The 15073-nt window shown below is 51.2% G+C and carries 8 protein-coding genes; 5 read left to right on the top strand and 3 right to left on the bottom strand.

Annotation, left to right across the window (positions count from 1 at the left end; all coding sequences use genetic code 11):
- Positions 1 to 40 precede the first annotated feature (40 nt).
- Together ACXAH4_RS08380 and ACXAH4_RS08375 are read right to left on the bottom strand one after the other, a co-directional pair.
- Positions 41 to 2299, bottom strand: coding sequence for a xanthine dehydrogenase family protein molybdopterin-binding subunit (locus ACXAH4_RS08380; RefSeq protein ID WP_474881458.1), 2259 nt, complete (start codon positions 2297 to 2299; stop codon positions 41 to 43).
- Complete coding sequence (locus ACXAH4_RS08375) at positions 2296 to 2751, bottom strand: (2Fe-2S)-binding protein (protein ID WP_474881590.1); 456 nt, start codon at positions 2749 to 2751, stop codon at positions 2296 to 2298. Before ACXAH4_RS08375 ends, ACXAH4_RS08380 begins: the two co-directional genes overlap by 4 nt.
- A gap of 191 nt (positions 2752 to 2942) precedes the next feature.
- Between ACXAH4_RS08375 and ACXAH4_RS08370 the strand changes: the two genes are divergently transcribed.
- Together ACXAH4_RS08370 and ACXAH4_RS08365 are read left to right on the top strand one after the other, a co-directional pair.
- Positions 2943 to 4619 (top strand): AMP-binding protein, encoded by a 1677-nt coding sequence (locus ACXAH4_RS08370; protein WP_474845607.1) that lies wholly within the window; start codon positions 2943 to 2945, stop codon positions 4617 to 4619.
- A gap of 91 nt (positions 4620 to 4710) precedes the next feature.
- Positions 4711 to 5106, top strand: a complete 396-nt coding sequence (locus ACXAH4_RS08365; protein WP_474845609.1) for a hypothetical protein — start codon at positions 4711 to 4713, stop codon at positions 5104 to 5106.
- A 66-nt stretch (positions 5107 to 5172) separates the two neighbouring features.
- Here the strand turns inward: ACXAH4_RS08365 and ACXAH4_RS08360 are convergent, their stop codons facing one another.
- Complete coding sequence (locus tag ACXAH4_RS08360; protein WP_474881588.1) at positions 5173 to 5826, bottom strand: dUTP diphosphatase; 654 nt, start codon at positions 5824 to 5826, stop codon at positions 5173 to 5175.
- Between the two features lie 465 nt (positions 5827 to 6291).
- Between ACXAH4_RS08360 and recC the strand changes: the two genes are divergently transcribed.
- From recC to recD, 3 genes are read left to right on the top strand one after another with little or no spacing between them, the layout of a single operon-like run.
- A complete protein-coding gene (gene recC, locus ACXAH4_RS08355) occupies positions 6292 to 9627 on the top strand; it encodes an exodeoxyribonuclease V subunit gamma (RefSeq protein WP_474881457.1) in 3336 nt (1111 codons plus the stop codon).
- Positions 9624 to 13220 carry an exodeoxyribonuclease V subunit beta gene (gene recB / locus ACXAH4_RS08350; RefSeq protein WP_474881455.1) on the top strand — a complete coding sequence of 1199 codons (3597 nt, stop codon included), beginning with the start codon at positions 9624 to 9626 and terminating at the stop codon, positions 13218 to 13220. The genes recC and recB overlap by 4 nt, the downstream gene beginning before the upstream one ends.
- The gene (gene recD, locus ACXAH4_RS08345) at positions 13217 to 15070 is read left to right on the top strand and encodes an exodeoxyribonuclease V subunit alpha (protein WP_474845615.1); all 1854 of its coding nucleotides are present in this window, start codon (positions 13217 to 13219) and stop codon (positions 15068 to 15070) included. Before recB ends, recD begins: the two co-directional genes overlap by 4 nt.
- The last annotated feature ends 3 nt before the right edge of the window (positions 15071 to 15073 follow it).

Here is a 15073-nt window from a genome sequence, read left to right as displayed (position 1 = left end):
AATGCCTGTACTCAGTACAGGCATTTTGCTTTTTCAACACTTAGCTTTTCAGATTGAGTTTTAACGGTAACGGCAAGGTTTTAAAACGCTGGCCGGTAGCGGCAAATAACGCATTGCACAGCGCCGGCGTAAATGGCGGCGTCGGTGGCTCACCGACACCGGCTGCCGGTGCATCACTGTCAACGATATCAATCTCAAAGTGTGCCGGTGCATGTTGCATGCGTGCCACGGTGTAGTTGTGGAAGTTACTCTGATCTATCGCCCCGTCTGTGGCTGAAATCTGCCCCAGCGCACAGCTCAAACCATATACCGACCCCCCTTCACACTGCGCCCGTACATGTTCCGGGTTTACGAAGGTGCCCGCATCAATACTGACCCAGGTAGCCGGAATATGCCACGTACCGTCCTCTTTTACTTCTATTTCCACCACGGTTGCAGTGTAACTTAGAAATGAGCGATGAGCTGCCAGGCCCAGGTAGCGACCCTGTGACTTCCGTTTATCCCAGTCTGCCATGGCCGTCACCCTTTCAATCACATTGATCAGGCGGCCAGTATCTACAGGGTATTTTTCAATGGGATCGCCATAATTTTCATACGCCGCACCTTCCGCTTTTAAGTCAATCAGGCGGGCAGGTCCAATAAGGGACAGTAAATGGGCTTTGGGATCCTGACCGGCGTGATGGGCCAGTTCGTCAGCGAAACTCTGCACTGCCCAGGCATGGAAAATATTGCATACACTGCGTAACCAGCCGATCCTCACATGATTAACCGCTTCACCTTTTTGCAGCAACATATTATCGATGCTGAACGGGTTATCCATGAATCCCAGACTCAGCTCGCCGTTTGATGGTGTGGTAACCCCGCCGGCGAAGGTGGTGGAAATTGAGGGAAATGCTGTGCAGTGTTGCCAGGCCAGCGTTTTTCCATTTTCATCCTGCGCAGCCTTAAGGTGCTGGGCACTCACACTGTGATAATAGCCATGCTGAATGTCGTCTTCCCGCCGCCAGATAAGCTTTACCGGAGCGCCGGTTTGCTTTGAAAGCAGCGCGGCTTCAGCAGCATAATCCGGCTTTGATTTACGTCCGAAGCCGCCACCGAGCAAGGTCACATTTACTGTTACATTGTCAGCCGGGATCCCAAGGGCGCCGGCCACGTTGTTACGGGTAGCCTGAGGTGTTTGGGTACATGCCCAGATTTCAGCTTTATCACCCTGTACGTGTGCAGTTGCTGCCGGCGGTTCCATAGGCGCCTGTGCGAGAAGGGGGGCGAAGTAAGTCGATTCAATAACCTTGTCTGACGATGCCAGTACAGCCGGAGCATCTCCTTTCGACCTGACGGTTTCGCCGCCTTTTTGGGCTGAGGCAATCAGCGCCTGTTTTTCATCTTCAAACTGATAATGGCTATGTTCGTTTTGTGTCCACTGAATGTTCAGCGCTTTTGCGCCCTGCATAGCAGACCAGGTGGACGTGGCTACGACAGCAACGCCACCTAACGGATTAAACATGGCCGGCGCAGCAGCAGCCGGCATGGTGATAACATGTTTTACGCCTTTGACCTGTTTCGCTTTGCTGTCGTCCAGCGATTTTACCGTCGTGAACATGACAGGAGGGCGCACAATGACAGCGGTAAGCATACCTTCACGTTGCACATCCTGACCATATACGGTGTTGCCGGCTACTACATCCGGTAAGTCGACGCTGGCCATGCCTTTGCCGCTGTATTTTAAGGCGGACTTTTCCTTAACAGTGACATCTGCTTCGGCAGGGACAGACAAGGTTGCTGCAACAGGAACCAGACTGGCAAAGCCGGCTTTGCGGCCTGTCGGCTTGTGTAGTACGTAATGGTTTTCACAAACGCACTCACTGCTGTCGGTTCCCCAGCCTTTTGCTGCGGCTTGTCTCAGCATCAATGCAGCGGTAGCGCCTGCTGTTCTCAGCCGGTCGTAATTCCGGCGGATACTTCTGGAGCCGTCTGTATTCTGGTCACCGTAAACCGGATCGCCTGTTGCCTGAGTCACCTTGACCATGGACCAGTCGGCATCCAGTTCGTCAGCAATGATTTGCGCAATGGCGGTGCGGATTTGCTGACCCATCTCCGAGCGGTGGCAGGTGACAGTAATCACACCTTCCTCACTGACAGACACAAACAGGTTCGGCGCAAGACGCTCTGCTGATGTGGCCATTTCTGCACCAAGAGCGTGAGTGGCCGGCAGCAATGTCACGGACAGGGAAAAGCCACCGGCAGCGGCAGACTTTTTCAGAAACGAGCGGCGTGACAGATTCAAATCAGTCGTATTCATTTTCCTGCCTCCGCTGCTTTTTTAATGGCTTTTTTAATTCTGGGATACGTACCGCAGCGGCAGATATTGCCCGACATGGCCCGTTCAATGTCTGCGTCATCAGGCGAAGGATTAGAGGCCAGCAGGGAAGCTGCCTGCATAATCTGACCACTCTGGCAGTAGCCACATTGGGGAACATGTTCTTCCGCCCAGCTAATTTGTAACGGGTGAGCATTATTTTCATCCAGCCCTTCTATTGTGGTGATCGTTTTACCGTCTGCTGCAGACATGGGTAACTGACAGGAACGCGTAGCCTGACCATCCAGATGTACAGTACATGCGCCGCACAGTGCCATGCCACAGCCGTATTTCGTGCCGGTCATCTTCAGATCATCACGGATGTACCACAGCAGGGGCATGGCCGGGTCGCCGTCATACTCCTGAGTTTTGCCATTAATTGTAATTTTCATGATTTCGCCTTGTTTGTTCATTCCTTGTTCCCTGGTCAGTGCCGGGAGCGAAAAATGTATGCCTGTTAACTGGTTTAAGTGGTGTAAGTGTCAGTATCTACTATGATTAACCATGAATAACGCTTAGATTTATATAACCGCTTTGTGAATTTAATGTTAATCTCTGCGATACAATAGCAATAAAAACGGATGTAATGTCAATGACTCTAGCCGTCGTAAATGAAAATCAGCAAGTTCAGTATAGCCCTCTGGCCATGCTGTACCATTGGGAAAATACCCGGCCCGCCGATACCTTTCTTGTTCAGCCTTCAGATGGTCATTATCAACCTTATTCCTACGCGCAGGTTGCCGGTCTTGCAAGACGGGTTGCCCGCCGGTTAACTGAGTTGTCACTGCCTGCCGGCAGCCGTATTGGTATTTTCGCTAAAAATTGCGCGGAATGGTTTGTCGTTGATCTCGGGATCATGATGGCTGGTCATATTTCGGTACCCATTTTTGCCTCTGCCGGCGGGGATACACTGAATTATGTTATTCGCCATGCAGATATTAAGCTCTTGTTCATCGGCAAACTGGATAAGCCCGACACACAATTACCTGCTGTGCCGGCTGACTTGCATACTGTAGCGATGCCTTATCCCGGGATCCCTGCCAGCGAGCAATGGGATGCCTTTATTGCCTGCGAACCGCTAGCCGGCTCGCCTGATCGGGATCTTGATGATGTAATGACCATTATCTACACCTCCGGCAGCACCGGCGAGCCTAAAGGTGTGGTGCACAGCTTTCGCAGTATCTGCTGGGCTGCGGCTAATTCACTGGATGCGCTGACGTTTTGTGCCACTGACCGGATGATGAGTTATTTGCCGCTGGCGCACATAACCGAACGGGTACTGGTAGAACTGGCCAGTTTCTATGCCGGCGGAAAAATCCACTTTGTCGAATCCCTTGATACCTTCCAGCGGGACGTAAAACATTGTCAGCCCACCTTGTTTATTTCTGTACCGCGTCTGTGGACCAAGTTCAGAGATGGTGTGCTTGGCAAAATGCCGCAGAAAAAATTGTCTTTGCTGTTAGCTATACCTTTCATCAATTCCATGGTGAAAAAGAAGATACAGCAGGGGCTGGGCTTATCAGAAGCACGCTTGTTTGCCAGTGGTTCAGCACCACTGGCTCCCGCAATTATCAGTTGGTTCAGTAAGATTGGTATTCCCATCAGTGAAGGTTGGGGAATGACGGAAAACAGTGCATACGGGTCTGCCTGCGTACCGTTCCGGCAGGATAAAATAGGTAAAATTGGGAAGGCCTATAAAGGTGTGGATATCCGCATCAGCAGTGAAGGCGAAATACAGGTTAAGTCTCCCTGCAATATGGTGGAGTATTACCTGGATCCGGTAAAAACGGCGGAAGTCCTGACCCCTGACGGCTATTTAAAAACCGGTGATAAGGGAGAAATTGACAACGAAGGGTACGTGAAAATTACCGGACGCCTGAAGGATATATTTAAAACAGAAAAAGGAAAATATGTGACGCCGGCGCCTATTGAAGCCCGCATCATGGAGAATGATTTAATTGAGCAGGTGTGTGTCGTCGGTACCGGATTGCCTCAACCGGTGGCCTTACTGGTGTTATCGGAGGAAGCAGCTAAGCAACCCAAACTGACACTGGAAACCCGTTTGCAAAGCACACTGAACGCAGTAAACAGCAATCTGGAAAGCCATCAGAAGCTTGATCATATGCTGGTGATCAATGAGGAGTGGACCATCGACAATGGGTTACTCACCCCCACGCTGAAAGTGAAGCGACATGTGCTGGAGGAGCGGTATAAGTCAGTGATTCTGGCCGGATACCGGGAACCGGTTGTGTGGATTAACTAAATTTTTTGGTTAAATTTAATACAGTTTTCAGTTTCTCTGTTACTATTGAAACTCTCCGGGTCGCCGGGGCCCGGCATGCAAAGGAACGCTTATGAAAATGAATGTATTACCCGCCACATTAGTATTCGCTTCACTGGCCTTATCTGCTTCAGCACACGCTGACGTTGCTGACTACATGAAAGCAGCCGGTGCGTTCTGCGACAAGCTGAAAGTGTGTATATCGCTGGAAATGGAAAAAGAAATGGGCGGCGAAGTTCCCCCTCAAATGCGCGGGATGGTAGAAGGTATGGCCGACCAGATGTGTCAGCAATATGTACCTGAAATGTTCGAAGAGAAATTTGCTGCGCACGAAGACATAGTGGAGAAAAGTACAGAGTGTCTTAATGAGATGCTTGATGTTGACTGCAGTGAGTTTGAAGACTTAAATGAACCCGCTTCATGCAAAGAAGCTGAATCTATGGCAAAGGCCAGGGGTCTGATTGAATAGCCTCTCAGCCCGGATGAAAAAGTAGAAAGCTCACTAAAGAAGTGAGCTTTTTACTATGATTTATTCTCAGGCAGGATAGCGTTCTGCCAGTCCTGCGTAAACCTGATCAGCGTAGCTTTCGTGGTTGATATCCAGTGCCGCTAATACTTCCACAAGGTGTTCATTGTCTTCCCGGCCTTGCCACTCTTTGATATAGGTTCCGGCTTTATAACCATTGTCCTGACGGAAAAAGTTCAGCACATTCTTACCCACATACTGGCGAAATAACTCATCACTAGTCATTTCGCTTTGACCGGCGATATGCATAAACAGTGGCACACTGAAACGTTTTGCCGCACAAAGACCGGCCATCAGTTCCAGGTTATCCAGCAGTGACTGCTGCTCCGGGTGATAATCTGTGCCGTCAAACTGCACTTGCACTGAAGTCTGTGCAAGTTGTGCCGCCAGTGCATCAGCGGTTGCCTGCACATCACCCTGATAATCAATAATGCTTGCAGACAGGGCAAAGTGCCAGATATCTACCAGCTCCATCTGTAACTGAGGTAAATCTTTCTGTTGTGCTTTCCACCACTTCCAGCCGTGGTGCTCAATAGCCTCTACCGATTCCACCATCGCGGCACGCAGGTAACCATATCCGGCGGTTAACCACTGAGGGTTGACTTTGGTGTTCATTTTATTTTGCAGCGAGAGCATGGTGGCGAGTTGTTGTTGGCTTAACATGTTTTTCTTCATAACGATTGTCAGGATGACAGAATTGTATAGGAACAGCATTCGGGAGAAAAGCACTGGCAAGTTGCCTTGTCTTGGTGCGTTTGCACCAAAACAAAAAAACTGCTTTCGCAGTTTTTTGATGGGGTTAAGGCTAAGTTTTTGAATTTTATAGGTTATTGTTTTCTGGCACGCATAGTGCCTTATCTAAAGTGTTATCTGTGCTTTCTCCTGGCGTTAACCTTTTCCGGTGCCAGGCAACGCCGCGAACCGGTTGTCACGAGTGAGCCCGTAACCTTGCCCATACAGATTTTTCGTGTCCTGAGGTCTGTATGGGTTTTTTTATCCGCATAATTCTACCTCAAGGCCATTTTTTAGCCAACCGTTTATTTATTGAACTTTAGTCTGTTTTTTGCTGCTGGCTCATTTTCACGTTATCCCGTAACATGGAAAAAAACGCGTGAATTCAGGTGATCATTGCTAGCCCTTTATCCCTCAAACAAGCTCGAACATCTCAGTTTTTTATTGTCAGCGTTGCTTAGCCAACAGAGCCAGTCGGAAGACACGGCCTCTCTGTTCACACCGCAAACGATTCTGGTTGAAAGCCCCGGTATGCAACACTGGCTGAACATGTCACTGGCTCAGGACCGTTCCGTGGCGATGAACCTGTCATTCCCTTTGCCGGTCAGGTTCATGTGGGATACCGCACGTAAAATACTCGGGGAAGAACGGGTGCCGAAGCAGTCGCCGTTTCGGCGGGAAGTGCTGGTATGGCGGATAGACGCGATCATTCGCAGCGCTGCATTCTGTGAATTGCCGGAGGCTGAAGCGGTAAACCGTTACTGGCAGCAGTGCAGTAATGAAGAGGAAGCCAGTGTACAGCGCCTTCAATTTGCCACGGCGCTGGCAGACGTATACGAACAATACCTGTTATTCCGGCCTCAGTGGCTGTTCGCCTGGGAAGAAGGGAAGGGCGCAGACACCGGTAACAGCGATGAAGTCTGGCAGGCTGTTATATGGCGCGCGCTGGTAAAAGAGAACCGCGATCATCCGGCCCGGCTTCATGCCGGTGCGATGCAAGCACTGGCAGAACGGGGCAGCGAACTGTCCTTACCGGAAAATATCATTGTTTTTGCCATTAACACCATGGCTCCGCAACTGGTGCAATTTCTCGATGCACTGGCTGTGCACACACATATCCATGTGTTTCACCTTAATCCCAGTGTGAATTACTGGGGCGAGGTAAAAAGTAACAAAGAGCAGGCGAAACTGTTACGGGAGTCCGGCCTGGCCCAATGGCAGGAAGCCCGGCAGGACAACCCCCTGTTAGGTAATCTGGGTCAGCAGGGGCGTGATTTGTTTAACCTGCTTACCCCCCTTGAAAGCTATGAAGTCAGCGCATTCGACACCGATCCCGTAGTAGCAGAAGAGCTGGCCGGCCGGCGCCTGCATGCCATGCAGGAGGATATCTTACATGCCTGTGCACCTGAAGCCCGTTCCGGTTTTAACAGCGAAGACAACAGCATTACAGTTGTCAGTGCTCATACGGCGCTGCGGGAAGTTCAGGCATTGCACGATTACCTGCTGACGTTAATGAATACCGCTACAGCTGACAGGGAAACAGTATTAAAACCGTCTGATATTGTAGTGATGTGTCCTGCAATTGAAGAATATGCTCCGTTTGTGGAGGCGGTTTTTCACCGTGTGGGCACGCCGGAAGCGGGCGATACTGACCCCCCCCGTATTCCGTGCTCCATCGCAGACCGTGCGCCCCTTGATGCCGAACCTATGATCGCCGCTTTTGTACGGTTACTCAGTTTGCCTGACAGTCGCTTTGAGGTTAGTCAGATCATTGATTATCTGCGTCTTGAACCGGTTCAGCGAAAGTTCCGGCTTACCTCTGAAGACATCGATATGATGAGCGAATGGTTGCACCAGGCACATGTGCACTGGGGTCGAAATGCAGCGCACAAATCTGCCTTACTTGATAAGGAAGCGGCTGAGACCTTTACCTGGGCCTGGGGATTGCGACGTTTGCTCACCGGCATGACTATGAAGGACTCACCGTCAATAGCCGGCGATATTCTGACTATTCCTGATGTGGAAGGGCAGAGTACAGTATTGCTGGGTAAGCTGCTCCATTTACTTGAAGCGCTTTCATTATTCGCCTCAGAATTGAAAGCGCCGCGAAATGCTGAAGACTGGCATGATTATCTCAATGAAATGAAAGCAGAATGTTTTGAAGCTACACCGGAAGATATGCCCGGCTGGGAAGCAATATCCAAAGCCACTGCTGATCTGGTAACCCATTGTGAGCAGGCCGGTTTCAGTGATGAACTTACACTGAGTCAAATCCGTGCGGTGCTGGTGAAAAAATTCACTACGCCGGATGCGGCTAACCACTTCCTCACTGGTCAGGTAACCTTTTGTTCCATGTTGCCTATGCGCAGCATCCCTTTCAAAGTGGTGTGTATTCTTGGCCTTAATGACGGTGAATTTCCCCGTCAATCAGCGCCGCTCAGCATCGACTTAATGGCAAAGACGCCCCGTAAAACCGGTGACCGTTCAAGACGTCTGGAAGATCGCTACCTGTTTCTGGAAGCATTAATCTCTGCCCGTGAATATTTGTATCTGAGTTATCAGGGACGGCGGGGAAAAGACAATACAGAACGTCAGCCGAGCCTGGTGTTATCAGAATTACTTGCGGTGCTCAGCAGCGGGTATGAATTTAAGCCATCCTGTGTCCGGCAGTTACCTTTACATCCGTTCAGTCCGGCCAACTTTGCCGGTGATATGCCATCGTTTGAAAGCGGCTGGTTCCGTCTGGCCGGCGCGGTAACGACTGTACCTGACGGAAGTCAGGGTGAGTTTGCTGCTACTTCTGCCCCGTTGCCACAGGCTGTTATCAGCACAGACGATATGGCAGGTGTTTTCGACAACCCGCTGCGGGCATTTGCCGGTCAGAGGCTGGGTGTCCGGCTGGAACAGGCTGAACCTTTGCTCGCCGATGAGGAGCCCTTCAGTGAAAACAATCTGCTGCGGTTTAATGCGTTAAGGGCCTTTACGGAGGCGGGTATTCACCAGCAGGATAAGACACTGGTGAGAGAAACGTTACAAAAAAGCGGTGACTTTCCTGATACCCCGCTGACACCTGCACTGATGGAAAGCTGGGAACAGGCAGGCGCACAATTATCTTCAAGCCTGGGTTTGCATATGGCAGAGCAGAACCATGTCAGCGCTGATCTTGGGGAATTACAGTTAGAAGCCGGTGCCTGGCTTGGCAGCGACGGCCTTAAAATGCTGCATTACGGTTCGCAGAACGCTAAAAGGATGATGGCTCAGTACCTGACGTTGTTGTGTTTTAACGCAAACGGGAATGATATGCCCCTGCAGGTTTTTTATCTGAAATGGGCAAAGGGACAGGCAGAGCTCAGGCAGGCGACATGGCACCCTGTCATGATGGAAGAAGCTCAGCAACGTCTTGAAGAAATTGGTGTATTGTACAGGCAGATATTAAGCGAACCGGTGCCTTGTTTTGCCGGGCTGGCAGTAGAACTGACGAAAAAATATACCGGTGGCCGGAAAAAAGAAAAGCCACAAATCCCGCTATCACAATGGTTGTCGTCGCCTGAGGGCTTAAAAACCTGGGAGAACGCACTGGACAGCGGTTTTATGCAGGCGAGCATCAACGACGACCCGTATGTGCGCTGGTTCTTCCCGCAAGGCTTGTTACCGGATCAATTTCCCTGTGAAGCCGCAGAGCGGTTTTTCGTGCCGCTGTTGTTAAATCAGAAAGATGGAAAAGTCTCGTGAGTGAATCTTCCGTGCAATCTTCCCCCCTTGATGTTATTGCCATGCCCCTTCGCGGCCGGCACTTAATTGAAGCCAGTGCCGGAACCGGTAAAACCTTCAATATCACCCGTATTTATCTCCGGCTGTTGCTGGAAAAAAACTTTACCGTGCAACAGATCCTGGTCATGACGTTTACCAAAGCGGCCACAGAAGAAATTAAAGGACGGATAGCTGAAACTCTTCGTGAAGCTGTTGATTTGTGGCGGCATGCGGCTTCTCAATCATCGTTACCGGACAGCGCCGATCCGGTATTTCACGCGCTGTATGCTGTTGCGCCGGGTGAGCCGGGGCTGGCAAAGCTGGAAGCGGCATTGCTGGAACTGGATGAAGCTGCGGTATTTACCATTCATGGCTTTTGTAATCACGTGTTGTCCCAACTGGCGTTTGCCAGCGGCTCGCCCATGTCTCTGACGCTTGAAACGGATACACAGGCGCTCTGGGAAGAAGCGGCAGCAGACTGGATACGGATTATGGCATTGCAACCGCAGCAATATGCGCTGCTCGCAGAAGCGGGCTGGCATGTGCCCGGGCAGTTTATCGCTGAGTTTAATCAGGCTATTAAGAGTGAGCTGGAACCGGAATACTGCGATGATGAAGCTGTTCTGCGCCAGTACGAAAAAGGACTGTCCAACCTGAAAGTACGCTTTCAGCACACGTTTCATGATTTATACAGCGAATTGAAAATCCATGAAGCACTCATCAGCGAGAAACTGATTTTAAGTAGAAAAGACAGTGAGCGGGATGAGCGGTCAGCAGAGTGGGAAGTGTTGCTGAACTGGCTGGAAGCAAAGCGGATTAGTGCTCCGGATAAAGCGGCGAAAGAATTTGTCAAAGGCACCAGGTATGCCAGACAGAAAGAGGTGAAGGCGGTCCTGGAGCCGGTTAAAGATTTCATCAATACCCTGGAAAAAGAGCTGGCGCAGCTGGACGCGGCAAAACAAAAAAATGAACAGCAACAACCGCTGTATAAACTGGTCTGTGAAGGCTTTGTATGGATACGGCAGCATGTAGCTACTGCAAAACGCAGGTTGGGCATTGTCGATTTTGACGACCTGATCCGTCTGCTGGCGCAGAAGGTGAGGGGGGGCGATGACACGCTGAAAAAAGCGCTGCGGGCGTTATATCCGGTGGCACTGATTGATGAATTTCAGGATACCGACGACAGCCAGTACAGTATTTTATCTGCGGTTTATCCTTCCGGCAGTGATAATTTGACCCTGATGATGATTGGCGATCCTAAGCAGGCGATTTACGGGTTCAGAGGCGGGGATATTTTCACTTATCTGGAAGCTGGCCGTCAGGCGGATTACCGGTGGGTGATGGATACAAACTGGCGCTCTGTTGCGCCCATGGTTGATGCGTATAACCGTCTCTTTTACGGTGCGCCTGTCGAAGCGCAAGCCCGTGATGTCTTTGGTTACGGTATCCGGTACGAGCCGGTAAAATCGACTGAGCATGCCAAAGCCGCGAAACATCCCCTGAGCGATCCTGCTGAGCGTGCCGCACTGAATTATGTGGTACTGGAAGCTGAAGAAGACACGCCGGCCAATGCCAATACGTTGTCCCTGCAATTGGCTAACTGGATGAGTCACGAGATTCAACGCTTGCTGTCTGAGGCAATGTTGGGAGATACAGCTTTACAGCCTGCTGATATCGCCATTCTCGTCCGCTCCGGGCCGGAAGCCGATCTGGTCAAAAAGGCATTGCGGCAGGTCGGGCTGGGTTCGGTTTATCTCAGTACCAGTACCTCTTTGTTCGCATCGGCAGAAGCTGCAGATTTATACCGTGTACTCGACGGCATATGGCACAGTGAGCAAATACGGCGTCTTTCTGCTGCCCTTGCCAGTCCGCTGATGGGGTATCCCCACGAAGAGCTCGTTGCCATGCTTCATGATGAAGACGATGACCTGTGGGAAGACTGCATGGCGGAAGTGGGCACACTTCGCCAGATATGGCTGAAACAGGGTTGTATGGCCGTGGTACTGAATTTGCTGCGGCGCAAATTCCGGGTCACCGGCCGGGATACTGAACGGCAACTGACCAACTATATGCATCTCGCGGAAGTGCTGGAACAACAGGTGGCGGCCACATTGCAGCCGGAGCAGCTACTGCAATGGTTGCACCGTCAGGTTCATGATCCTCAGTATGGTGAGGAACAAATCCAGCGTCTCGAAAGTGATGCGCGGCTGATTCAAATTATTACCCAGCACGGTTCTAAAGGGCTGGAATATCCGGTGGTTTTTGTGCCTTTTGCCAGCCGCTACCGTGACCCGGTAAAGCAGGGTACCCGGGATCTGACAATTTATAAATACTACAACAGCGAAACCGGAAAACAGACCCTGCAACTCGGGGCTACTGAGGAAGTGGCGGCACAGGTCCGTGATGAAGGTGAAGCGGAAGCCATGCGCTTACTGTATGTGGCCATTACCCGTGCGGCACACCGGTGCTACTTAGGGGTAGCCCCCTATAAAAACAATGAACGCTCAGCGCTGGGTAAAGCCGCTGATGTGAAAGCCGGAGAAAGCTGGTACTTACCGGTAAACAAAGTGGAGCAGGAGAACGGCGGGCATACCCGCTATTTGCAGGCCGCTGATTTACCTGCAGAGCCTCATTCTGATCACACTGCTTTCGCACAAGCCAGTGAAGTACCACTGGGAATCAGCCAGTTCAGAGGCTCCGTTGAAGATGCATGGCGCTTATATTCTTTTACCGCGCTGACCAGACAGCAGATTGCGGTTAAACAGACGGCCCGTGACGAAGAAACCGACCTTGCAGTGCCGGGAAACGAGCCTGTTGCAGGCGAATTACCCATCCGTTTTACCCTTGAAAAAGGGGCAACGGCCGGGAACTTGCTGCACGATTTGCTGGAAGTAACCGATTTTACTGCGCCAGACTGGCAGTCTCATCGCAGTATGGCCAATCGCTTAAGCCTGAGTGATGATGATTTTAGCGCGCTCAGCTGCTGGATGGACGAAGTACTCGCCACGCCGCTCTGCGCTCCGGGACTGCGCGTTCCCCTCAACAGCCTGTCGCTGCCTGTTACATTGCGGGAGGCAGAATTTTATTTTCCGGTAGAGAAAGCTAACTGGTGGTCGGTCAGCCGTATTCTTACTGTGCACCGCAGCGCAGTAAACGGTGATAACGCGCTGGCAGTACCTAAGTTATCCCGTCCCATGCTGGAAGGTATGATGCACGGTTTCATCGATTTGATTTTTGAGCATGACGGCCGTTTTTATGTGGCGGATTATAAGTCCACCCATCTGGGCGATGCGTTCACCGGTTATTCTTTCAATGCGCTGGCGCACAATAACCAGCACCATTTGTACGACCTGCAATATTTATTGTATGCATTGGCATTGCACCGGTTTCTGACGGTCAGTAAACCGGATTATGACATTCACCGCCACCTTGGCGGGGTGTTTTATCTTTATGTACGCGGCATGCATCCTGACAACAAGGGTAGTGAAGGCGTGTTCTATACGCCCCTTGCGGCTGAACTCATTCTCGCACTGGATGCGGCCTTCAAAGGTGAAAACCGGGAGGTCGCGTTATGACAATACCTGCAATGAAAACCTACGCTGGTATCGAATCCATCGATTATTATTTTGCCCGCCATTATGCGCAGGCAGTGGATGCCACAATCCGCACTGAGGCGTTTCATTTGCTGGTGGCATTGTCATGGCACTTGCGTCAGGGACATACCTGTCTGCCTCTGGCAGAAATTGCCGGAAAGCAATTGTTTGATGATAAGGAACAGAAATGTGACGGGGTAACGTTTGCGGAACTGACACCCCTTATCAGGCTGGCAAGAACTTTGGCTGAAACCTTTGAAGATCCTCAACAGCTGGTTTACCACAGAGGCAAGCTCTATACCTCCCGCTACCACGACTTTGAACAGGTTGTCTCAAAAGGTGTCGTGCAGCGACTCCACGCCAGACAATTTACTGATGAAGACTATACGCGGTTGCAAAAGCTCTGGCGGCATCTGTTTCCGGTTACGCCGGTTCTGGAACAGGACTGGCAGCAGATCGCGGTTGCCTGTGCACTGACACGGGAATTTGCAGTAATTAACGGTGGCCCCGGGACAGGAAAAACTTATACCGTAGCCCGTTTACTGCTGGCATTGCAGGCATCGTCGGAAAAAGCGCTGAACATTAAACTGGCGGCGCCTACCGGAAAAGCGGCTCAACGTTTAACAGAGTCAGTGAGTGACAGCCTGAATGGCATTACCGGCGCAGATATTGAGTCACTTAAAGCGCGTATAGTCACACAGGCCAGCACCTTGCACCGGTTACTGGGGATCCGGCCAAACCGGGTCAGACCGCGGCATCATTCCGATAATCCGGTGCAGTGTGACGTACTCATTATCGATGAGGCTTCAATGGTGGATCTTGCCCTGATGGCGCGGGTTTTCCGTGCCTTACCGGATGACGCCAGGGTCTATCTGGTGGGCGATGCCAATCAGTTACCTTCCGTTGAGTCAGGCAATGTGCTTGAAGCGCTGGCTGGCAATGATGACGACCGTCATCTTACTGTGCCTGCTGAGCTTGCCGCACACGTACATAAATTGTGTCCGCATTTACCCGGTCTTGCCACCGACGATGAACAGCTTACTACCGTGTTTTCTCTGAAAGTCAGTCAGCGTTACAGCGGTAAACTGGCAGAAATTGCAGTGGCGGTCAGAACCGGTAACAGCGATGACATGCTGGCACGGCTGACCCGGGTCAGTGAGCCGGTAACCGGTTTGTTGAGCCTGGAAGATGTTGTGCTCATGCCGCCACCTGAAAACACGGATTTCACCAAACTGGTAAAAGACAGCTTCGCACCATTGCAGCAGGCAACATCACCGGCTTCTGCACTGGCTGCTATGGGGCAATGCCGGTGGCTGACGCCGGTGCGCAACGGCAAAGAAAGTGTCAGCGAACTGAATGCGTCTATAGAGCGCATTTTGCAGCCCGGCAAGCTGAATGGCCGGGACATCCACTACACAGGAAGGCCGGTGATGGTCATGGAAAATGACTATACACAGCGATTGTTTAATGGTGATACGGGCGTGATCTGGCCGGATGACAATAAACAACTGAAAGCATGGTTTACTGACGACCAGGGTGCGTTAAAGGCGGTGAGTTTATCCCGGTTACCTGCAGTAGAAACGGTGTACGCCATGACCATACACAAATCACAGGGCTCGGAGTTTCAGCGGGTGGTAATGTGGTTGCCGGAAGCAAGCGGTAAAGCAGCCAGCTTGTTTACCCGCGAATTGTTATATACCGGACTGACCCGGGCGAAAAAAGGGTGTGTGATGATAGGTCACACTCAGCGGATCAAAGAGATTATCGCTCAGCGGGCTACCCGTTTCTCCGGCTTACAGGCATGCATTGAAGAAAACTGGCATCACAGCTGAACA

The organism is Alteromonas sp. ABV2_168, assembly GCF_056161165.1.
The sequence above is the reverse complement of the archived record's forward strand: the minus strand, read 5'-3'. Positions and strand labels throughout refer to the sequence as shown.

What these genes read in the sequence shown, in the direction of transcription:
- ACXAH4_RS08380 (WP_474881458.1), bottom strand. Translation starts at nt 2,299, where the DNA reads ATGAATACGACTGATTTGAATCTGTCACGCCGCTCGTTTCTGAAAAAG.
- ACXAH4_RS08370 (WP_474845607.1), top strand. Translation starts at nt 2,943, where the DNA reads ATGTCAATGACTCTAGCCGTCGTAAATGAAAATCAGCAAGTTCAGTAT.
- ACXAH4_RS08365 (WP_474845609.1), top strand. Translation starts at nt 4,711, where the DNA reads ATGAAAATGAATGTATTACCCGCCACATTAGTATTCGCTTCACTGGCC.
- ACXAH4_RS08360 (WP_474881588.1), bottom strand. Translation starts at nt 5,826, where the DNA reads ATGTTAAGCCAACAACAACTCGCCACCATGCTCTCGCTGCAAAATAAA.
- recD (WP_474845615.1), top strand. Translation starts at nt 13,217, where the DNA reads ATGACAATACCTGCAATGAAAACCTACGCTGGTATCGAATCCATCGAT.